This is a genomic window from Olsenella massiliensis (genome assembly GCF_001457795.1).
Lineage (GTDB): Bacteria > Actinomycetota > Coriobacteriia > Coriobacteriales > Atopobiaceae > Olsenella_F > Olsenella_F massiliensis.
On record NZ_LN898211.1, the window covers coordinates 774,288 to 793,345 of the forward strand.

At 69.5% G+C, this 19,058-nt stretch carries 15 protein-coding genes; 7 read left to right on the forward strand and 8 right to left on the reverse strand.

The genetic code is table 11. The annotated features are described in order from the left end of the window. Nucleotides 1–10 precede the first annotated feature (10 nt). A complete protein-coding gene (locus BN3001_RS07505) occupies nt 11–1,309 on the forward strand; it encodes a glutamate-5-semialdehyde dehydrogenase (RefSeq protein WP_058271127.1) in 1,299 nt (432 codons plus the stop codon). On the opposite strand, the gene BN3001_RS07510 is transcribed toward BN3001_RS07505, so the two are convergent. The 3 genes from BN3001_RS07510 to BN3001_RS07520 all read right to left on the reverse strand — a co-directional run bounded on the left by BN3001_RS07510 (nt 1,306) and on the right by BN3001_RS07520 (nt 4,073). Continuing rightward, nucleotides 1,306–2,235, reverse strand: a complete 930-nt coding sequence (locus BN3001_RS07510; RefSeq protein WP_058271128.1) for a putative ABC transporter permease — start codon at nt 2,233–2,235, stop codon at nt 1,306–1,308. The genes BN3001_RS07505 and BN3001_RS07510 overlap by 4 nt on opposite strands. After that, the gene (locus tag BN3001_RS07515; RefSeq protein ID WP_058271129.1) at nt 2,228–2,752 is read right to left on the reverse strand and encodes an HD domain-containing protein; all 525 of its coding nucleotides are present in this window, start codon (nt 2,750–2,752) and stop codon (nt 2,228–2,230) included. Before BN3001_RS07515 ends, BN3001_RS07510 begins: the two co-directional genes overlap by 8 nt. Before the next feature lie 109 nt (nt 2,753–2,861). After that, complete coding sequence (locus BN3001_RS07520) at nt 2,862–4,073, reverse strand: NADP-dependent isocitrate dehydrogenase (protein ID WP_058271130.1); 1,212 nt, start codon at nt 4,071–4,073, stop codon at nt 2,862–2,864. Between the two features lie 202 nt (nt 4,074–4,275). Here BN3001_RS07520 and BN3001_RS07525 point away from each other — a divergent pair, with 202 nt between their 5' ends. From BN3001_RS07525 to BN3001_RS07535, 3 genes are all read left to right on the forward strand, one after another. Then, nucleotides 4,276–5,445, forward strand: a complete 1,170-nt coding sequence (locus BN3001_RS07525; protein WP_082630083.1) for an exonuclease SbcCD subunit D — start codon at nt 4,276–4,278, stop codon at nt 5,443–5,445. Beyond that, nucleotides 5,445–6,179 (forward strand): AAA family ATPase, encoded by a 735-nt coding sequence (locus BN3001_RS07530; protein WP_058271132.1) that lies wholly within the window; start codon nt 5,445–5,447, stop codon nt 6,177–6,179. The genes BN3001_RS07525 and BN3001_RS07530 overlap by 1 nt, the downstream gene beginning before the upstream one ends. A gap of 65 nt (nt 6,180–6,244) precedes the next feature. Next, on the forward strand, nt 6,245–8,695 hold the full coding sequence (locus BN3001_RS07535) for an AAA family ATPase (RefSeq protein WP_058271133.1): 2,451 nt from the start codon (nt 6,245–6,247) through the stop codon (nt 8,693–8,695). 68 nt (nt 8,696–8,763) lie between these two features. On the opposite strand, the gene BN3001_RS07540 is transcribed toward BN3001_RS07535, so the two are convergent. The 3 genes from BN3001_RS07540 to trmB form a co-directional block, all read right to left on the reverse strand. Further along, on the reverse strand, nt 8,764–10,749 hold the full coding sequence (locus tag BN3001_RS07540; RefSeq protein WP_058271134.1) for a DUF3825 domain-containing protein: 1,986 nt from the start codon (nt 10,747–10,749) through the stop codon (nt 8,764–8,766). Between the two features lie 2 nt (nt 10,750–10,751). Next, nucleotides 10,752–11,771, reverse strand: a complete 1,020-nt coding sequence (locus tag BN3001_RS07545; RefSeq protein ID WP_058271135.1) for an alpha/beta hydrolase fold domain-containing protein — start codon at nt 11,769–11,771, stop codon at nt 10,752–10,754. Between the two features lie 117 nt (nt 11,772–11,888). Continuing rightward, nucleotides 11,889–12,767, reverse strand: a complete 879-nt coding sequence (gene trmB / locus BN3001_RS07550; RefSeq protein WP_058271136.1) for a tRNA (guanine(46)-N(7))-methyltransferase TrmB — start codon at nt 12,765–12,767, stop codon at nt 11,889–11,891. 249 nt (nt 12,768–13,016) lie between these two features. Here trmB and yfbR point away from each other — a divergent pair, with 249 nt between their 5' ends. Further along, nucleotides 13,017–13,631 carry a 5'-deoxynucleotidase gene (yfbR, locus tag BN3001_RS07555; protein ID WP_058271137.1) on the forward strand — a complete coding sequence of 205 codons (615 nt, stop codon included), beginning with the start codon at nt 13,017–13,019 and terminating at the stop codon, nt 13,629–13,631. A 117-nt stretch (nt 13,632–13,748) separates the two neighbouring features. Here the strand turns inward: yfbR and BN3001_RS07560 are convergent, their stop codons facing one another. Together BN3001_RS07560 and BN3001_RS07565 are read right to left on the reverse strand one after the other, a co-directional pair. Beyond that, nucleotides 13,749–15,410, reverse strand: a complete 1,662-nt coding sequence (locus tag BN3001_RS07560) for a putative manganese-dependent inorganic diphosphatase (RefSeq protein WP_058271138.1) — start codon at nt 15,408–15,410, stop codon at nt 13,749–13,751. A 203-nt stretch (nt 15,411–15,613) separates the two neighbouring features. Then, nucleotides 15,614–16,606 (reverse strand): DMT family transporter, encoded by a 993-nt coding sequence (locus tag BN3001_RS07565; protein ID WP_058271139.1) that lies wholly within the window; start codon nt 16,604–16,606, stop codon nt 15,614–15,616. 161 nt (nt 16,607–16,767) lie between these two features. Here BN3001_RS07565 and BN3001_RS07570 point away from each other — a divergent pair, with 161 nt between their 5' ends. Continuing rightward, nucleotides 16,768–17,667, forward strand: coding sequence for a LysR family transcriptional regulator (locus tag BN3001_RS07570; RefSeq protein ID WP_058271140.1), 900 nt, complete (start codon nt 16,768–16,770; stop codon nt 17,665–17,667). A gap of 154 nt (nt 17,668–17,821) precedes the next feature. Further along, nucleotides 17,822–18,898, forward strand: coding sequence for a hypothetical protein (locus BN3001_RS07575; RefSeq protein ID WP_197407475.1), 1,077 nt, complete (start codon nt 17,822–17,824; stop codon nt 18,896–18,898). Nucleotides 18,899–19,058: the final 160 nt, after the last annotated feature.

Sequence of the window (19,058 nt, forward strand, 5' to 3'; positions counted from 1 at the left end):
GAGGGCAGCCATGACGGAGGAAGGCATCAGGCAGCGCGTCGAGCGGATGAAGCTCGAGGGACCACAGATGGCGGCGACGTCCGCCTCACAGAGGAACGACGCCCTCAGGCGCGTCAAGGCCGCACTGCTCGCCCGCAAGGACGAGGTCTTCGCGGCCAACGCCGAGGACCTCGCCGCCGCCGAGCGGCAGGGGATGGACCCTGCGGTCGTTTTGCGCCTGCGCTTTGACGAGCACAAGCTCGCGGACGTCTGTGCCGGCATCGACGGCCTGCTCGGCCTGCCGGACCCCGTGGGCAGGGTGCTCCTTGACCGCGAGTTGGACGCCGGCCTCGAGCTCAGGCGCGTGAGCGTTCCCATCGGCGTCATCGGCGTCATGTTCGAGGCGCGCCCCGACGCGCTCGTGCAGATCTCCGCCCTCTGCATCAAGAGCGGCAACGTCGCCATCCTCAAGGGAGGCTCCGAGACGGCCCGCTCCAACCGCGCCCTCTTTGCGCTCATCCATGAGGCCGCCGTGGCGGCGGGCCTTCCCGAGCACTGTCTCGCCCTGGCGGAGTCGCACGCGCAGGTTGACGAGCTGTTGGGCTGCGTCGGCCTCGTTGACCTGCTCATTCCTCGGGGATCCAACGCGTTTGTCCGCCACATCATGGAAAACACCAGGATTCCCGTCATGGGCCACTCCGACGGCATCTGCCACGTCTACGTGGACGCCGTCGCAGACCTCGGCAAGGCGGTGCCCATCTGCGTGGACGCCAAGGTGCAGTACGCGGCCGCCTGCAACGCCGTCGAGACGCTCCTTGTCCACCGGGACGTCGCCGTGCGTGCCCTGCCCGCCCTCAAGGAGGCCTTCGACCGCGAGGGCGTCGAGCTCTTGGGCGACGAGCGCACCCGCAAGATCATCGACTGCGGCGCGGCGACCGAGGCCGACTGGGACCGGGAATACCTGGCCCTCAGGCTGTCGATCAGGGTCGTGGACTCCCTGGGGGAGGCCATCGACCACATCAACCGGCATGGGTCCCATCACACCGACGCCATCATCACCGAGGACGAGGCCGCAGCGCAGACCTTCCTGCGCCTGGTGGATTCCGCGGGGGTGTACCACAACGCCTCGACCCGCTTCGCGGACGGCTTCCGCTACGGCTTCGGCGCCGAGGTGGGCATCTCCACGGGTAAGCTCCATGCCCGCGGGCCCGTGGGGCTTGAGGGCCTCATGACCTACAAGTATCAGCTCAGGGGCTCGGGCCAGGTCGTGGGCGACTACGCGCGAGGCGCGAGCGCCTTCCACTTCCGAGACCTGCCGACGCAGGCCTAGCGCGGCGGGCGGGGCGTCTGCGCGTCACGCAGGCGGCGCACGTGCTCTGCGAGCGAGTCCTTCCAATGGCTTGGCCTCATGCGGGGAAAGGCCCTCAGCAGACGCCACTCCTGAGAGCTCAGGCGCGCGGTAAAGCGTTCGGCCGCCTCGTCCAGAGAGGGCGGCAGGGACAGCCCCTCGACGCCGCCCCGCTCGCCCAGCGCGCCCATGATCTCCCTTTTTGCCCCGCGCAGATGACGGGCCCCGTTGCGCAGCCGCGCCTCAAGCTGACGGCGGACCGGGCGAAAGACGAGGTCGTCCCAGGTGGTCACCAGCGTCAGCTCCGGACGGTCGGGAAGCGCCTCGCGCAGCAGGGCGAGCCGTTCGGTGACGTCGGCCCTGAGGTCGTCCATCTTGCCGCGCAGCTTTGTGATGCCCAGGTGCGTCACCACGAGGTCGGCGAGCATGACGCCCGCCGTGAGCACGGCGAGGGCCAGGCGCGCGCCCTCCCCCAGCGATCCCAGGGCACAGAGGGCGACGGGCTGCAGGACTCGAACGACGATGAGCATGCAGAGGCCAAACTCCACAAATCCGCCTGCCCAGACGCGCCCGTCCAGGTTGAGGGGCTTGTCGGAGTAGTCCCACCAGCGGGCGTGATAGATGTGCTCCATCACGGCCGAGGTCACATATTCGAGCGCGCAGCTCAGTGCGCCGCCGGCCAGAAAGACGAGCAGGTCGTCCGGGAGGTCATCCAGCAGCAGGATGGCGATCAGGGCGCCCGCCCCATAGATGGGGATGTAGGGACCGTTGAGAAAGCCCCGGTTGACAAAGCGCCGGGCCGAGACGGAGCAGTAGGCGCTCTCGACGACCCAGCCGAGGAAGCTGTAGGCGACAAAGAGCAGCCAGAGCAGGGCCAGCGCATGAAGGGGCGAGGTCGCGCTAGGCACGGGCGGACCCGTCGCGAGTGGGCCTGCGCCCCCCCGCGAGCCCGGCAAGGGTCTCGCGCATGGCGACGCACTTGTCCGCCACGCAGAGGAGCCACCCCTCCCGATGGGCGGGAGGCAGCGGCGTGAGGGGAAACATGTGGCGAAGGACCATGTCCTTGGCGAGGGGTTCCAGGCCAAAGTCGCGCATCGCGTTGGCGCAGGCGCGGCGGGGATGCCAAAAGCCGTGCAGGCGATGGGACGCGTCGCGCTCGTGCCAGTCGTAGAGGAAGTAGTCGTGCAGCAGCGCCCCGCGCACCAGCGCTCGCTCGTGGACGGGCAGGCGCAGCGCGCGTGCCATGCTGACGCAGAGGCAGGTGACGGCCAGGGAATGGGCGTAGACGCTCGTCGAGCCGTGCTGCAGGCAGCGGCGCTCGACCTCCATCCCCGCGGACGTGAGGATGTCGGCGCCGTGGCGCCACACGAGCTCCGTCGTGCGGGCGTCGCAGGGGATCGGTCGTCGTTGCGGTCGTGTGGTCATACGTGTCTCTCAGGGTCCTTCTGACGGCTCGTGGTCGGGCGCTCTTCGGCAAGGGACGCATCCCCCCGCTTCCACCGGCGCCGCGAGGGCGCGCGGCAAGGGCGGATCGCTACGCGCGCAGACGCTTCGCGACGGCGAGGATGAACCCCTCGGTGTCCAGCGTCTGCACGTTTGGGAGCGACGTGATGCGTGCGAGGTCCCCCGTCATCTGGCCGCCCTCGATGGTGTCGATGGTGGCGCGCTCCAGGCGGTCGGCAAAGGCCGTGAGCTCGGGCGTCCCGTCCAGCTCGCCGCGCTTGCGCAGGGCCCCCGACCAGGCGAAGATCGTCGCCACCGAGTTGGTGGAGGTCGTCTCGCCCTTGAGATGGCGGTAGTAGTGGCGCGTCACCGTGCCGTGGGCCGCCTCGAACTCAAACTGCCCCTGGGGGCTTGCCAGCACCGAGGTCATCATGGCCAGAGAGCCAAAGGCCGAGGAGAGCATGTCGCTCATCACGTCGCCGTCGTAGTTCTTGCAGGCCCAGACGAAGCCGCCCTCGCTGCGCATGACGCGCGCGACGGCGTCGTCGATGAGCGTGTAGAAGTACTCGATGCCCGCCGCGGCGAACCGCTCGCGATAGCCGTCCTCGAAGATTTCGCCAAAGACGTCCTTGAAGCGATGGTCATAGGTCTTGCTGATGGTGTCCTTCGTGGCAAACCACAGGTCCTGGCGGGCGGAGAGGGCATACTCAAAGCAGCTCGTGGCAAAGCTCCTGATGGAGGCGTCGAGATTGTGCATGCCTTGGATGACGCCCGGCCCCTCAAAGCGGTGGATGGTCCGGCGCGCCTGCGTGCCGTCGTCGCCCGTGAAGACGAGCTCGGCCGTGCCGGGGCCGTCCACGCGCAGCTCCGCGTTCTGGTAGACGTCGCCGTAGCTGTGACGGGCGATGGTGATGGGGCGGCGCCAGGAGCGCACCTGGGGCTCGATGCCCCTGACCACGATGGGGGTGCGAAAGACGGTGCCGTCAAGCAGGCCGCGAATCGTGCCGTTGGGGCTCTTCCACATGCGCTTGAGGCCGTACTCCTCGACGCGCTGCGCGTTGGGCGTGATGGTGGCGCACTTGACGGCCACGCCCAGGCGCCTGGTGGCCTCGGCGGCGTCGCGGGTCACCTGGTCGTCCGTCTCGTCGCGGTGAGAGAGGCCCAGGTCGAAGTATTCGGTCCTGAGGTCTACGCAAGGGAGGATGAGGTCGTCCTTGACCATCTGCCAGATGATGCGCGTCATCTCGTCGCCGTCCATCTCGACGAGGGGCGTCCTCATCTTAATCTTGCCGTCTGTCGCCATCGGATACCTCCAGGCTCGAAAGCTGCGTCATGCCGCCCTCATTGTATCGTCGGGCGGTGTGTCCACGTCGGTGGAGGGCGCATCTGACTACAAACGAAACAAGCGCACCGCCGGCGTAAGATCATCGTCGCACGCCCTCGGGCATTGATGTCCGGACGCACGGCTAGACTGGACGCAGGGACGGACGACCGTGGGAGGCGCCATGAGGTTCCTGCATCTTGCGGACTTGCACATAGGGCGGCAGCTGGCGGGCTTCTCGCTGCTGGATGACCAACGCCACGCGCTTGCCCAGGTGCTCGACCTGGCGTGCGCCAAACAGGTCGACGCCGTCGTGATTGCGGGCGACCTCTATGACAAGGCCCAGCCGTCGGCCGAGGCCGTCGCGCTCGTCGACTGGTTTCTCACGGGGCTGGTCGAGAGGGGCCTCGCCTGCCTCTGCGTCGCCGGCAACCACGACTCGGCCGAGCGCGTGGCCTATGCGGGCGAGCTGCTGCGTCGCCAGGGCGTGCACGTCTCGCCCGTGTTCGGCGGGTCGCTCGATGCCGTCACGCTTGACGACGAGCACGGCGGCGTCACGTTCTGGCTCATGCCGTATCTGACTCCCACGCGGGTGCGTCCCTTCTTTGCGGACGAGCAGATCTCCCAGGATACCAACCAGGCCCTGGCCCTGGTGCTCGCCACCTGTCGGATTGACGTCTCGGCGCGCAACGTCCTGGTGGCCCATCAGTTCGTGGTCAGCGGGGGGTCACAGACCCTGCGCAGCGACTCCGAGCTCTCCCTGGGCGACCTCGACGCCGTGGACGCGGCGCTCTTTGACGACTTTGACTACGTGGCCTTGGGACATGTCCACCGCCCGCAGAGGGTGGGCAGGGACGTCGTCCGCTATGCGGGAAGCCTCCTGCCGTACGCGCCCTCAGAGATTCGCTACCCCAAGTCAGTTCCCCTCGTGGACCTGGGCCCCAAGGGCGAGGTCTCGTTTGAGCTGGTCGAGCTTGAGCCCCTGCACCCCATGAGGGAGCTGCGGGGCCGTCTGGAGGAGCTCTGCGACCCCGCCGTCGTGGGGGGCCTGAGCGACCGGGACCGCCAGTGCTACGCGTTCGTGACGCTCATGGACGAGCACGTGCCCCTGGGCGCGCCCGAACGGCTGCGGAGGGTGTATCCCAACCTCATGGGCGTCTCGTTTGGCGACCCCGCCGACCGGACGTCCCCGGGTGACCTGCCGAGGCCCGAAGACCCTGGCGTCAAGGACCCGCTGGGGCTCTTTGAGGACTTCTTCGCGAGCCAGAACGGGACCGCGCCCAGCGACGAGCAGCGGGCGATGATGCGCGAGGCGCTCGCGCGGGCGCAGGGCCCCGAGGGGAGTGACGCGTGATGCGACCGCTCAAGCTGACGATGAGCGCCTACGGGCCCTACGCGGGCGAGACGACGCTCAACCTCGACGAGCTGGGACAGGAGGGTCTCTACCTGATCTGCGGCGACACCGGGGCGGGCAAGACCACCATCTTCGACGCCTTGTGCTTCGCCCTGTTCGGGGAGAGCTCCGAGGGCCCCACGGACGGGCGGGACATGCGCAGCGACTTTGCCGCACCCCAGACGCCCACCTTCGTCGAGCTGACCTTCGCGTACCACGGACAGCGCTATCGCATCAGGCGCAACCCCGCCTACCTGCGGCCCAAGCTCAGGGGCGAGGGCATGGCGCCGCAGCGGCCGGGACAGGAGCTCGAGCGTCCCGGCCTGCCGCTTTTGACCAGGGGGGCGGAGGTAAACGCCGCAGTCACCGAGCTGCTGGGCGTCACGGGCCAGCAGTTCAGGCAGATTTGCCTCATCGCGCAGGGCGCCTTCAGGGAGCTCCTCCTCACCGACTCGAACCAGCGCGGGGAGGTCTTCAGGCGCCTGTTCGCCACGGAGCCCTTCCGGCGCGTCGAGCGCGACCTTGCCGGGCAGCTGTCAGCGCTCGAAGGCGACTTCAGGGAGGCCCGGCGCCGCCTCGAGAGCATCCAGGCGCTCGTCAAGGTGCCCGAGGACGCGTCGGGGGAGGCGGGCGCCCAGGCAGGCGGGGCGGCGCGCTGGGCGAGGCGCTGTCGGGCAAGGAGCTCGTCGAGCTGATCGGCACGCTCCTGGAGCTGGACGCCGCCGCCCGCCAGACGCTGCTGCAGGAGCGGTCCCTGGTGATGGCGCGCCGCGACGCGGCGAGCGCCAACGTCCAGAGAGTCGAGGGCATGCGCGGAGCCCTGGGCGAGCTGGACGCCGCGCGGGAGCGGCTCGAGCGCGAGGGGCGTCGGGAGCCCGGGCTGCGGGCCGCCCTCGAGGCCCAGCGTGCCGACGACGAGCTGCGCTCGCGCCTCGCGCGGGACATGGCCCGAGCCCAGGCGCGCCTTGAGGGCCTGGCGCACCTCGCCGAGCTCGAGGGCAACTCGGCTGAGCTGGAACGTCAGCTGCTCGTGGAGGAAAGACGGCTGGACGAGGCGAGCCGTCGCGTAGCGCTGGCCCAAAAGGACCGGGAGTCCCTGCTGGCCAGGGCGAACGAGCATCCCGAGGCGGAGCGGCAGGCCTTTGAGGCGGACGCGCTCAAAGACGCCGCCCAACGCGACCTTGCGGGCGCACAAGGCCAGATCGCGGCGTTTGAGGCGGCACGGGGTCAGCGTACGCGCGTGGAGGCCCTGCAAGGCGAGATCTCCTTGCAGGACGGCGTCGTAAAGCGCCTTGAGGAGGGGCTTAAGAGGCTGCGGTCGTCGGTTGACGCCGGGCGGGCCTCCATAGAGGCGGCGGGCGGGAACGAGGAGGCCCTCCGCCGTCTGCAGGTCGAGCGTGACGAGGCGCAGGGCAGGCTGGATGAGCTCGCGGTCCGGCATGACAGGCTCACGCGGCTTCGGGCGACCCTGGACGAGGCCGTCAGGGAGCAGGACGAGCGCGACGCGGCCTACCGGCGGACTCGGTGCGCCTGGGAGGCCTCGCGCGAGGCCTCCCGGCGCGCCCAGCGCGCCTATCTTGACCATCAGGCCGGCATCCTGGCACGCGGCCTGCAAGAGGGGGAGGCCTGCCCCGTCTGCGGCTCCCTGCACCATCCGCGTCCCGCCTCGCTCTCGTCCGACGTGCCCGGTGAGGGCGCCCTCCAGGCGCTCAAGGACGAGGAGGAGGGGGCGCGGACCCGCGCTCTCGCCGACGCCCAGGCGGCATCTGCGGCGCGACGCTCCTGCGAGGGCGCGCGCGGGACGCTCGCCGAGGCCCTTGCGGACGCGGACGAGGAGGCGCTTCTCGTCGCGCGCGACGTTGCCGCCAAGGACGTCGCGGCGGCCGAGGAGGGCATCGTGCGGGTAAAGGCGGAGCTCGCGCGCGTCAAGGCCCTGCGCGAGGACCTCAGCTCCCTTGAGGAGGACGAGAGGAAGACGGCCGGCGAGCTTGCCGAGGCGCAAAGGGTCGCCCAGGGGCTGCGCCAGGAGCTGCATACCGCCCAGGGCAGGCTTGCCGCCCTCGAGGGCGAGCTGCCCGCCGAGGGTCAAACGGCCTGTCAGGAGCGGCTGGACTCCTGCGCCAGGCTGGCGCGAAAGGCCGAGGCGGACGCCCGTGCGGCACGGGAGCTGGCCGAGGGCAAAAGCGACGCGCTGCGCCGAGCCCATGACCTTGAGCCACGCGTGGCTGAGCTCGCCCGCCTGCAGAGAGACGCCGCGGAGCTGGCCCAGGCAGCGCGTGACCGCCTGACTCAGGCCCGCGCCCGCCGCGACGAGGCCCGCGCCGCCGTGGGGCCGGACACGGAGCAGGAGGTTCGCCAGCGGCTTGCCGCGCTGAGCGAGGAGCTTGAGGCCTCACGGGGCCGACTGGAGGCGGCGCGCGAGGCGTGGGAGGCCTGTCGCGGCAGCCAGGCGTCGGCACGTGCGACCATCCAGAGCCTGGAGCGCACGACACGTCAGGCGCGTGAGCTCGACCTGGCACGGGAGCGCAAGCTGATGGACGAGGCCGAGGCAAAGCGCGGCGCGCTTGATGCCAGGCTCCAGGACCTGGGGGCGCGGCAGGGCGCCAACCTCGACCTTCTGGCCAAGGCCCGACAGGCCCTTGCTGACTCCTCCTCCCTCGAGCGGCGCTACGGGACGCTCAGGCAGCTTGCCGACACCCTCACCGGCGACCTGGTGGGCAAGGAGAAGCTCTCGTTCGAGCGCTATGTCCAGACCGTCTACTTTGACCAGGTCATCACCGCCGCCAACAGGCGCCTTGCTGTAGTCACCGGCGGTCGCTACCAGCTTCTGAGACGCACGGACGTGGGCAGGGGCAAGAACGTGGGCCTTGACCTGGACGTGCTGGACAACTACACCGGCAAGAGCCGCAGCGCCCGCACGCTCTCGGGCGGCGAGTCCTTCGAGGCGAGCCTCTCGCTCGCCCTGGGCCTGTCAGACGTCGTGCAGGGCAGGGCCGGCGGCGTCCAGCTGGACACGATGTTCATCGACGAGGGCTTCGGCACGCTTGACGCCGACGCCCTCCAGGCGGCCGTCAAGATGCTCTCGGACCTGTCATCGGCCGGCAAGCTCGTGGGCATCATCAGTCATGTGGCCGAGCTGCAGAGCGTCATCGAGCGCAAGGTCGTTGTCACCAGCGGGCGCGAGGGCTCCTCGGCCCGCGTCGTCGCCTGACGGCGCAGGGAACGGCGCGCCGAATGAGGGAAGGGTCCCGGTCCCTGTCTGGCGTTGCGTGCCGCCTCCTATGCCCTCACGAGCTCGCGCAGCCAGGAGGGCAGCTCCGCGCTGACGGTCCGGGCGCAGACGTAGGCGTCCCGGGGCGAGACGATCCCCTGTGCGCGGTAGCCGTCCGCGTCCCCCTCGCTCGTGACGACGAGCGCCCGCTCGGCCCTGTCTCCCGCGCCCGTGCCCAGAGGCAGCAGCAGCACGGTCCGGCGGGGGTGCGCGGGGTCAAAGGCGGCGGCGGCAAGCGTCGGGCTCTGGGCCAGACGCCGCAGCGTCCGGGAGAGCTCCAGGCGGACGTGCGGCTGGTCCAGCTCAGGGGTGAGCGAGACGCCCTCGTCCCGTGTCGTCAGGGACTCTCCCGTCGGACGTGCGTGACGGGCGGGGGCGGGCAGCGCCCTCAGCCGCGCGACGAGCGTCCCGCCCAGCGCGCCCTCGCCTGCGCGGCAGCAGCCCGCGAGCCGCCAGGGGACGGCGCCCTCGTGGGGACGCAGCACGCAATAGACGTCGCGGGCGTCGTCGGAAAGAAGCCCGGTGTTCCATGCGGCAAGGCTCCCGTCGTCCGCCACGGCCAGGAGGTGCTGCTCGCGGACGTCATGGAGCGTGGCGCACAGATACTCACGCAGGATGGGCAGGGTATCAGTGGCGTCGCGCCCGCCCTCGGCGCCCAAGGACGCGTCGGACCCAAATGTCCAGGGCTCACGTGCCGCCTGCCTGGCGGCGTCCTGCAGAAGCGCGTCCCAGGAGCCTATGACCATGAAGTCCGCCAGCTCGCGCTCAAGGTCGAGCCCAAACGACGCTCCCTCCGGCGACAGTCCCCGCCAGCTTCCCGCGCGTCGTTCGGCGAGTCCCTCAAGGCCCACCGTCTCGACCCTGAGGGGATGAAGGGACGTGCCGCCCGCGACGTCTGAAAGACTCCAGCGCCGCTGCGCGCCCGGGCGTCTGACGCGCCTGATGACGGCTCGCACGGGCAGGCCGTCCGCGCCCACGTAGCGCAAAGGAAAGCTCACGCATGACCTGGTCGCCTCAAACGTCCCCGTGCCGCGCGCTCGCCGCCAGTCCTCGTCGAGGACGGTCAGGGGCTCGACGTCAGGGGGCAGCAGCTGATAGAGGACGCTCAGGGGCTCGTCCGGGCAGGACAGCTCGTCACGGAGGCTCTCGGGCAGGTCGCGGGGCAGACGGCCGAGGTCGTTTGTCGGGCTCGCAGGCGCCGCGGGGCCTGCGGCGGCCGGGCTTCTTGTGGCGGGGCCCTTAGCCGCGCCGTCCGGCGCCTCGGCCCCCGACGTCGCGGGCGCGGGTGCGCTCGCAGGCCCCTCCGAGGCGTCGAGCGCCTCGTGGGGGTCATAGGTGATGGTGAGCGAGATGCGCCCCTCGGAGGTCGGCGGAACGCCCGTCGCAGCGCGCCCTGACCTTGCCGTGGCGGGCGCGGGGCCTGCTGCGACGTCGCGCGTCTTTGCGGGCGGGACCTCGGCGCGGGTCGTCCCTGCGTCGCTTTCGGGGTCGCCCTGGGGCACAGGCGACGCGACGACCTGGGCAGCCTCGCCGTCCGTGCGGGCGTCCTCGGCCCCACCCGTCAGGTCGGGGCCCGCATCGGGCGCGGTGACGGTCGGCTCGACCTCGACGGGGGCGGGTGCCGCGCGGCGGCGTCTGGGTCGGGGCTTCTCGGGGCGCATGTCCTTGGCGACCTTCCGGTGCCTCCAGGCGGCCGCCCCGCCCCGCCTTCCCTTGTCGTCCCTCTCGGCAAGGCGAGACAGCGCCTCGTCCAGGCTTGGGTTGGGCGGCACCGTCACAAGCAGGCGTCCTCGCCTGAACACGGTGAGGCGCACGATGTCATCCAGCTCCTCAAGAAGCTGTCGCACGTCGTGAAAGCCCAGGGACGTCACGTCGATGCCGTCGGCTCGCAGCGCCTCCTCGGCTTCCGCCAGGGGGGCCTGCCTGCCCCTGCCCAGGGCGTCCCCAAGCAGGCGATAGAGGTAGAGTCGGTTGCCCGGTGTCAGCGAGGGCATGCTCAGCGGTCCCATGACGCGCCGGAGCGCACGATGTCGGCAATGAGCCTGCGGGCGGCGCGCGCCTCGGGGATGGGGGCGAGGGGCCAGGCGTGGCCGAGGCCCTCCTGCAGGACGAGACAATGCGTGACCCCCGCCTCCTGCAGGCGCTGGTCCCACAGGACGCAGTCGGGACGAAGGATCTCGCGACCGCCGACGAAGGTCGTCACGTTGCGCAGGATGCTCACGTCACCGTTGATGGGGCTCAGGCGGGGCGCGGTCGCGTCGTCGCCGTCCGCCCAGATGTCGCCCACCTGGGCGATGCCCCACGGGGCAAGCTGCGGGTCAAGGTCAAAGTAGGTGTGGATGTCGGGGTTCCTCATGGTGATGTCAAGCTCGGGGCTCACGAGGATGAGCTGCGCGGGCTGGGGGAGGTCGTAGTGGGCGAAGGTCTCGACGACGCCTGCGGCGAGGCCGCCGCCCGCCCCGTCGCCCATGAGGATGACGTTGTCCGCCCCACGGCGCTCGACCATGCCCTCGTAGAGGTCGATGATGAGAGAGTACGCCTCGTCGTAGTCGTGGGCGGGCGCAAGCGGGTAGATGGGCACGCAGATCTCGGCGCCGGTGGCCTGGCAGAGCTGGTCGGCAAAGAGCCAGTGCCGGGGGGCGACCTGCTCGATGTAGGCGCCCCCGTGCAGGTACAGGACCGCGCGGTCGTTCTTGCCCGTCGTGCCCAGGTGATAGGTCTTCATGCCGTCGCGCGTCTCCTCGAACACGAGGGACGAGAGGGGCAGCCAGGCGGGAATCCGGTACTCCCGCTCGTTCTCGATCCGGTGGCGCTCGACGTAGTCCTCAAAGCGGCCGAGGTCCCTGCCAAGGAGGTCCGCACGCCCCCCGCAGGCGCGCTGAAGCCCGGCCCAGGCGCTGGCGACGCCCGAGCGTCCCCACCTGAGGCGGGAGATGCCCTCGAACGCGGCTGCCGTGCCCGCGACGCCGACGAGGGCGGCGCAGGCGTTGATCAGGGTCCGGGACGTCTTGGTCATGGCTGCTCCTTACGTGACGGCCGCGCGTGCGAGGCGGCTCCACCTGCCTTTGATCATGTCCTTCAGTCTACCCGCAATGGGCGGCCGACACCCGTCATCGCCCTTTGGCCCCCGGGCTCACGCGCCCCCGTCGCGCCCCATTCGTGCCTTCAGACGCTGGTTTCGCAGGTTGGTGACGGTGCCCTGCATGCCGTGAGGCACGTATCCCATGCTTTCGACGTCGGCGGGGAGGTAGTCCACGAGGCTGAGGCTCTCCGTCTGCCTGGGGCGTCTCGCAAGATGGCCGGGCGTGGCCTCCAGCGCGAAGACCGTGGCGCCCTGGGCGCAGAGGCGCCGCTCGTACCAGCTCATGGCGTCGTCGGGGCGCTCGGCGCGCGCATCCTCGCTCTTCCAGAGCGTCGTGTAGCCCGCCAGGTCAAACTGCGTCTGCGAGAAGCGCCACAGCGGGTAGCTGTCCGTCTTCAGAAGGACGCTGGCGCCAGGCGCCAACAGGCGTCGATACTCGACGAGCCGGTCAAGGTGGGTGAGCCGCAGTCCCGCATCCTTCTTGCGCGGGAAGGGCGTCGGAAAGTTGAGGTAGATGCCGCCTAGCTCGCCGGGGCCAAAGATGCCGCCCACGCCCGCTCCCGTCGCGGGGACGAGGACCATGTTGGCAAGGCCGCCTGTGACGGCCCTCTCGGCGGCGTAGGCGATGCAGATGGGCTCAAAGTCAACGCCCACAAAGAGGACGTCGGGCTCGCGGCGGGCCATCTCGGCCGTGAAGGCTCCCTTGCCGCAGCCCAGGTCAAGGCGGACCTCGCGATACCGCCGTGCGTCGCCGCGTCGCGTCGCCGTGCCGTCCGTGGCGGGGTCGCATGCGGCAAAGGGGAGGGGGTGGCAGACCTCGGCCCAGCGTCCCGCCCACCGCGCGGGCGCGGGCTCGATGGCGTCGGCATAGCGCTCGAGACGGTCCTCGAGGACGAAGTTCTTGGGGAGTCGCGCGTGAAGGGCGTGCATGTCATCCTTTCCACGTGTGGCTGCCGGCGCGCCCGCCGGGCGCGGGAGTCATGCTGCGGCGGCGGCTCGTCGTACGGGCCTCGTCGCGTCGTCGCGCGTGCGACCTGCGTGACGGCGCCCGCGCCGCACGTCCCCTGCGGGCTTGTCGTACCATAGCGCGATGAGATGGGACTCCGACACCCCGCGAAATCTGACACCCCGCGAAATCCGACACCCCGCGAAATCCGACACCCCGCGAAAGGAACGATCATGGCAGGACCTCAGCCCGAGGGAACGTCGCCGTTTCTGGCCATACTCTCGCGTCTCAAGTATATCGAGCGCTGGTCGCTCATGCGCAACTCGCGCCCCGAGAACCTCTCGGAGCACTCGCTTGAGGTCGCCATGATCGCCCATGCGCTCTGCGTGATCGCCAACGTGCGTCACGGTCGTCACCTGGACGAGTCGCGCGCGGCGCTCCTGGGCATGTATCACGATGCGTCCGAAATCATCACCGGCGACATGCCGACGCCCGTCAAGTACGGCGACGGCCGGCTGCGCGACGCCTACAAGGACGTCGAGGGGCGGGCCCGGCGCCGCCTGCTCGACACCCTGCCCGCAGACCTGCGTCCCGCGCTCGAGCGGGCGTTCGTGGCGGGCGAGGGGGAGGACGAGCGCTACGTGGCCCGGCTCGTCAAGGCCGCCGACCGTCTGAGCGCCCTCATCAAGTGCCTCGAGGAGCGAGCCTGCGGCAACTCCGAGTTCGTCACGGCCGAGGAGGCCACCCGCGAGAAGCTGCGACGCATGCGCCAGGAGCTGCCCGAGGTGGACGAGTTCATGGACGAGTTCCTGCCGCCCTACGGACGGACGCTGGACCAGCTGCTCTAGGCACGGATGACGTGACGCGCGCCTGAGGACGGCCCGCCGCGACTGCGACGGGCCGTTTGGGTCATGGAGCGAACGCGGCGGATGCGATGGCGCCGATGGCGCGGAGGTCTCTGACGCCTACTCGTCCAGGCTGTCCTGCAGGGTGGTCATGAGGGCGGGAACGACCTGCTTCTTGCGGCTCACGACGCCGGGCAGCGTGGCGACGCCGTTCTCGGGGGTCACGCCAAACGCCCGCTTCACGACCTCCTCGGCGTTGGAGCCAAAGTAGAGCATCTCGGTCGTGGAGGTCTTGACGTCGGTGAACATGTAGAACACCATGGGCAGCTCGTCAGCCGCGGCGCCCTCCTTGAGGTAGGGCCCCACGAGCGCCTCGGCCGCCTTGCGGCTGTTCTTGGTCATGAAGCTCCCCTGGCCCACGCCAAAGCGGGCGGCGCCGCGGGAGAACACCTTGAAGTCCTGATGGAAGACCTCCTCGGCCGTGCGGCCCGAGAGCTCCGCGCCGGCGTCGAACATGGCGTCGGCGTAGGAGTCGATGTCCTCGCCGCAGATCTTGGCAAGCTCGCGAGCGGCATGCTCGTCGCGCTTGGTGCAGGTGGGCGAGCGAAACGCCAGGGTGTCCGAGAGGATGGCGGACATCATGAGGCCGGCGATGTCGGGCGGAATCTGGACGCCCTGCTCCTGGTACATGCTGTAGAGAATGGTGTTGGTGCAGCCGACGGGCTCGTTGCGGAAGAGCGCGGGCGCCGAGGTCTCGATGGAGCCGATGCGGTGATGATCGACGATCTCCATGATGACGGCCTGCTCAAGGCCATCGACCGCCTGCGAGCGCTCGTTGTGGTCAACGAGGATGACGTGCTTCTTGTTGACGTTGAGGAGGTTGGGCGTGGACACCAGGCCCACGTAGGACCCCTCCTCGTCAATGACGGGGAAGAAGCGGTGACGTGACTGCGTGATGGTCTTGCGGGCGTCATCGACGGTCGTGTTGACCGAGAAGCGCAGCACCTTGTCAGCGGGGAGCATGATGGCGCGCACGGGGATGGACATGCTGATCAGACGAGCGGCGGCAAAGGTGTCGTAGGGGGTGGAGATGACGGTGCAGCCGTTTGCGGCGGCGGCGTCGAGCACGACGTTGGAGATGCGCGCGTCGTTGCAGACCACGAGGCAGCTGGCGCCGGACTCAACCGCAAAGCGCTGGGTCTCGTAGCGATTGGTGACGAGCACGGTGTCGCCCTGCTCGATCTTGCCCTCCATCATCTCGGGCGTCGTGCCGACGACCACCTTGCCCGTGGTCACGCGGGCGTCGGCGTCTCCCTGGAGCATCGTGCCCTTGAGCGTCGAGATGATGTTGGCAAAGAGCGTCCGGGACTCGGCGATGATCGTGGTGTCAAAGACGTTCATGTTGGCGTTGGCGATGTCCTTGACGGCGATGAGGCCCTCGAGCTCGTGGTCGTCGCTGGTGATGCAGAGCGTGTCGGTCTTTGTGTCGCCCATGAGGGTCCAGGCGGAAAAGAGGCTCATCTCGGGGTCGATGCCCTTCGTCTCCTGGATCTTGATGTCCTTGATCTGAGGGCGGACCGAGGTGATGAGCTGGGGCTCCTCAAAGCCGAAGTGCTTGAGGACGAAGGCCGTCTCGCGGTTGACGGTACCGGCACGGCGCGGCTCGTACCTGACGTCGCCAATCTGATTCTTGAGATAGGCCAGCGCGATCGCCGAGCAGATGCTGTCGGTGTCGGGGTGGAGGTGGCCTATGACGTTGACCTTGCGAATGGTCTCGGGCATGCGTTTCTCCTTGCCTTGTTGAACCTGGGGGACGCCCGTGCGCGCCCTACGCCTGCGCCCATTGTGCCACGGAATGGGCGAGCCTGCCGTCGCGCCGTCGCCTGCTGTGGTCTGACGTGCATAAACATGCGACAAAAGGCGGGGTTCACACGGCGGCGCCCGGTGTGGCCGATGGTCGCGGCGCGGGCCAGGGCGTGAGGCGGCTAGTGTGCGGCATGCCCGGCGACGAGGCCGTTTGCGGGGGCGGGCCGCCCGTGCGCCAGGGTCCCGCACGTCCGTCGCCGCAGACGCACGGAGCCCGCGAGCTCGCTGCTGACGGCGCCGCCTATGATGAGCAGGCCGCCCAGCAGGCACAAGGGCGTGAGGGTCTCGCCCAGAAGGAGGGCCGAGAGCAGGACGGCGGAGAGCGGCTCAAGGTAGCCGCAGACGGCCACGCGCTGGACGCTCAGCGCCCCCAGTGACGAGAAGTACAGGTAGCAGCCCACGCCGGTGTTGACGACGCCCAGGACGAGCAGGGCGGGGAGGCTGGGACCCACGAGCGAGGACGGCGTAGGCAGCGTTCCCGTGAGCGTCGCCCAGGTCGTCACGGCGACGCAGCTTGCGACGAGCTGGATCGCCGCCGACTCCATCCCGCCCACGTGGGGCGCCCTCTTGGAAAAAAGCACCATGGCCGCATACATGACGGCGCTGCCCGCGCCCAGGGCGAGGCCGGCGACGTCGGGCGCGGGGCCCGCGCCTCGCGACACCACGAGCGCCGCCCCGACCGCCACGCTCGAGAGGCAGGCGACTTTGACGCACGTGAGCCTCTCGCCGCACAGGAGGGGAGAGAGCGCCATGACGATGATCGGGCCGCAGTAATAGGCGAGCGTCGCCACGCCCACGCCCACCAGGCGATAGGCGCCAAAGAGGAAGATCCAGCCGACGCCCAGGGCGGCGCCGGACGCGGCAAGCGACAGCGCCTCGCGCGGGTGGTCGGTCGCGGCGAGCCGAGGTGCCCCCACGCCCGACGCGTCCACTCGTGCGCGGGAGCTTGCCCGTGCGCAAGAGCCCGCCAGCGCCGCCAGGATCAGGATGCTGCCGGCGAGCGTGCGCCAGAGGACGAGCTGGCAGACGGGGAGCGCGACGTGCGCGGCGACGATGCCGTTGGACCCAAACAGGACGAGGGAAGCCAGATACTTGGTGAACTCCTTGGACATGACGCCGTCCTTCTCGCGGTGGGTGGGGGGTACGCGACGTGTCGCCAGCTGCCAGTCTGGCACGGGTCATCGCAGAATAAAAGCGAATGTATATCATGGTTATCATGCAAATTAGTCATGGTATCGTCGCGCGTCGCCACGACGGGAAGGACGGGGGTCCCATGGAGACAAACCTCATGAAGTACCAGGCCTTTCTTGAGAGCTGCAGGACGGGGAGCTTCACGCGGGCGGCGCGGAGGCTGTCGTATTCGCAGTCGGGGGTGAGCCGCATGGTGGCTGACCTCGAGCAGGACTGGGGCGTGTCCCTGCTGGAGAGGGGGCGCGGGCCCCTGAGGCTCACGCCTGACGGCGAGCGGCTGCGACCGCTCGTGCGGGAGGTGTGCGAAGCCGACCGTCGGCTTCGCATGCAGGTGGACGACATACGCGGCATCCGGGCGGGAACCGTGCGCATCGGGTGCTTCTCGAGCGTCGCCACCCATTGGCTGCCGGAGGTGATGAGGGGCTTCTCGCGGGAGTATCCCGACGTGGACTACGAGCTTTTGATGGGCGATTACGCCGAGATCGAGAGCTGGTGCGCGGAAGGCCGTGTTGACCTGGGATTTCTTCCCTTTGTGCCAAAGAGTCCCCTACTGCGGACGCACCCGCTGGCCACCGACGAGCTCATGGCGGTCCTGCCCGAGGGGCATCGTCTTGCCGACCAGGCGGGCGTGCCGGTGGAGAAGCTGTGCGAGGAGCCGTTCATCATGCTGCGCAAGTCGGGGGACACCGAGGTCGTTGACATCTTTTCCCGCGTCGGGCTGCGTCCCCGGGTGCGTTTCACGACCTTTGACGACTACGCCATCATGTCCATGGTCGAGAGCGGCCTGGGGCTGGCGGTCCTCCCCGCGCTGATACTGAGGCGCAACCCGTACCACCTGGCCGTGCGCCACGTCGAGCCGCGCGCGTTTCGCACGATAGGCGTGGTCTCGCGCAGGGCCGAGCGGCCCTCGGTCGCCGCGGCCCGCTTCATGGAGCATCTTGCCGCTGCCGTCCTGGCCCCGCCCCGCACTCCGTCGCCCTGATGCCCGTCCCCGCCGGAGCCGCCCGTCGTCAAGTCCTGACGTTGGCGTCAGAATGTAGCGAAAAAACTGCAAGATTTTAGCAAAGTAGCTGCTAGATAGTGGTATTTATCGCAACCTCAACAGTGGTTGGGTCCCATCCGGCTATCATGTGCGCATGGATGTCTGGATTGGCGGCGCAAGCGCGGCGGAGCTTCTTCGCCAGGGTCGTCGGGGCGCTTGGCCGCGGCTTCATGGCGCCTGTGAGCGCAGGGTGGGAGACGGGGGGCGACGTCACGCCCAGGCCTGGCGCGGTGCCGTGGCCGCGCTGCGTGACTATCGTGTGGTGGACGCACGGCACCCCCTCGCGATCAGGGTTCCATGGGCGGGCAGGCGTGTCGTGGCACCCGAGGTCACCTGCCTGGTCTGCGCGCGGACGTTCCCGCCGGGCACCTTTCTTCTTGCCGAGCTGTCGTCAGATGGTGAGGTGCTCCATGTTGATGGCCCCGAGCTGACATTTGCGCACTTTGCCGGGCTCCTCACCACTGCGGTTGGCAACGGGGAGCTGTCGAGGCAGGCTGCGGTGGCGCTTCTGGCGGCCTATGGCATGGAGCTGTGCGGCAGCTATGCGCGCGACCCGGCGCGCCCCTATGGGGGTCCCTGCGCCTATCGGCTGCCGCCCGCGACGACACCCGAACGCCTTCGCTCCTGGCTCGGGCAGACCCGTCACCTTAAGGGGCGAGCGCTGGCGCAGGTGGCCGTCAGAATGGTGCGCGGCGGCGCCGCGTCACCCATGGAGTGCCTGCACGTCGTTATGCTGTCTCTTCCCGCCCGTCACGGAGGGTTTGGGCTGGGAGTCCCCCTGATGAATGCGCAGCTCGTGACGACGCAGGAGGTCTCCGCGCTGCTGGGGCGCACGTCGCTGAGGCCCGATCTTCTCTTTGAGGACCTGGGCCTTGCCATCGAGCACAACGGGGCCGTCTGGCACGAGGGCGTTGACCGCGTCGCAGAGGATGCGCGCCGTGCTCAGTGTTATGCAGCGCTGGGCATCAGGTGCTTTCCCAGCACCGCGCAGGACGTCGAAAGCTTTGAGCGCTACGAGGGGTTCCTGAGGCGACTGGCGCACTGCATCGGGCACGATCGCGGCAGGTCATGCCGCGACGAGCTTCTCAGGCGCATGGGAGACCCCGCATCTCGCGCGGCCCGGCTTGAGGTGTTTTCCGCCCTGCGCGGCTGCGGCAGGTTTGGGTTCTGAGTCTGGCGGGGGCGTAGGGCGGCATGCGAGGCCGCATCTTGGGCGGTGGACGAGGCGGGTGCGCCCTTGGCGCACCACGGCCGCGCCAGGGATGTCGTGCCGCGGTCCCAACGTCAACGTGGTCGTTCGCATAAACGCGCCGCCTCGTACGTGACGGGTT

What these genes read in the sequence shown, in the direction of transcription:
- BN3001_RS07530 (WP_058271132.1), top strand. Translation starts at nt 5,445, where the DNA reads ATGCGACCGCTCAAGCTGACGATGAGCGCCTACGGGCCCTACGCGGGC.
- BN3001_RS07570 (WP_058271140.1), top strand. Translation starts at nt 16,768, where the DNA reads ATGGAGACAAACCTCATGAAGTACCAGGCCTTTCTTGAGAGCTGCAGG.
- BN3001_RS07560 (WP_058271138.1), bottom strand. Translation starts at nt 15,410, where the DNA reads ATGCCCGAGACCATTCGCAAGGTCAACGTCATAGGCCACCTCCACCCC.
- BN3001_RS07520 (WP_058271130.1), bottom strand. Translation starts at nt 4,073, where the DNA reads ATGGCGACAGACGGCAAGATTAAGATGAGGACGCCCCTCGTCGAGATG.
- BN3001_RS07535 (WP_058271133.1), top strand. Translation starts at nt 6,245, where the DNA reads ATGGCGCGCCGCGACGCGGCGAGCGCCAACGTCCAGAGAGTCGAGGGC.
- BN3001_RS07505 (WP_058271127.1), top strand. Translation starts at nt 11, where the DNA reads ATGACGGAGGAAGGCATCAGGCAGCGCGTCGAGCGGATGAAGCTCGAG.
- yfbR (WP_058271137.1), top strand. Translation starts at nt 13,017, where the DNA reads ATGGCAGGACCTCAGCCCGAGGGAACGTCGCCGTTTCTGGCCATACTC.
- BN3001_RS07545 (WP_058271135.1), bottom strand. Translation starts at nt 11,771, where the DNA reads ATGACCAAGACGTCCCGGACCCTGATCAACGCCTGCGCCGCCCTCGTC.
- BN3001_RS07565 (WP_058271139.1), bottom strand. Translation starts at nt 16,606, where the DNA reads ATGTCCAAGGAGTTCACCAAGTATCTGGCTTCCCTCGTCCTGTTTGGG.
- BN3001_RS07540 (WP_058271134.1), bottom strand. Translation starts at nt 10,749, where the DNA reads ATGCCCTCGCTGACACCGGGCAACCGACTCTACCTCTATCGCCTGCTT.
- BN3001_RS07515 (WP_058271129.1), bottom strand. Translation starts at nt 2,752, where the DNA reads ATGACCACACGACCGCAACGACGACCGATCCCCTGCGACGCCCGCACG.
- BN3001_RS07525 (WP_082630083.1), top strand. Translation starts at nt 4,276, where the DNA reads ATGAGGTTCCTGCATCTTGCGGACTTGCACATAGGGCGGCAGCTGGCG.
- BN3001_RS07575 (WP_197407475.1), top strand. Translation starts at nt 17,822, where the DNA reads ATGGATGTCTGGATTGGCGGCGCAAGCGCGGCGGAGCTTCTTCGCCAG.
- trmB (WP_058271136.1), bottom strand. Translation starts at nt 12,767, where the DNA reads ATGCACGCCCTTCACGCGCGACTCCCCAAGAACTTCGTCCTCGAGGAC.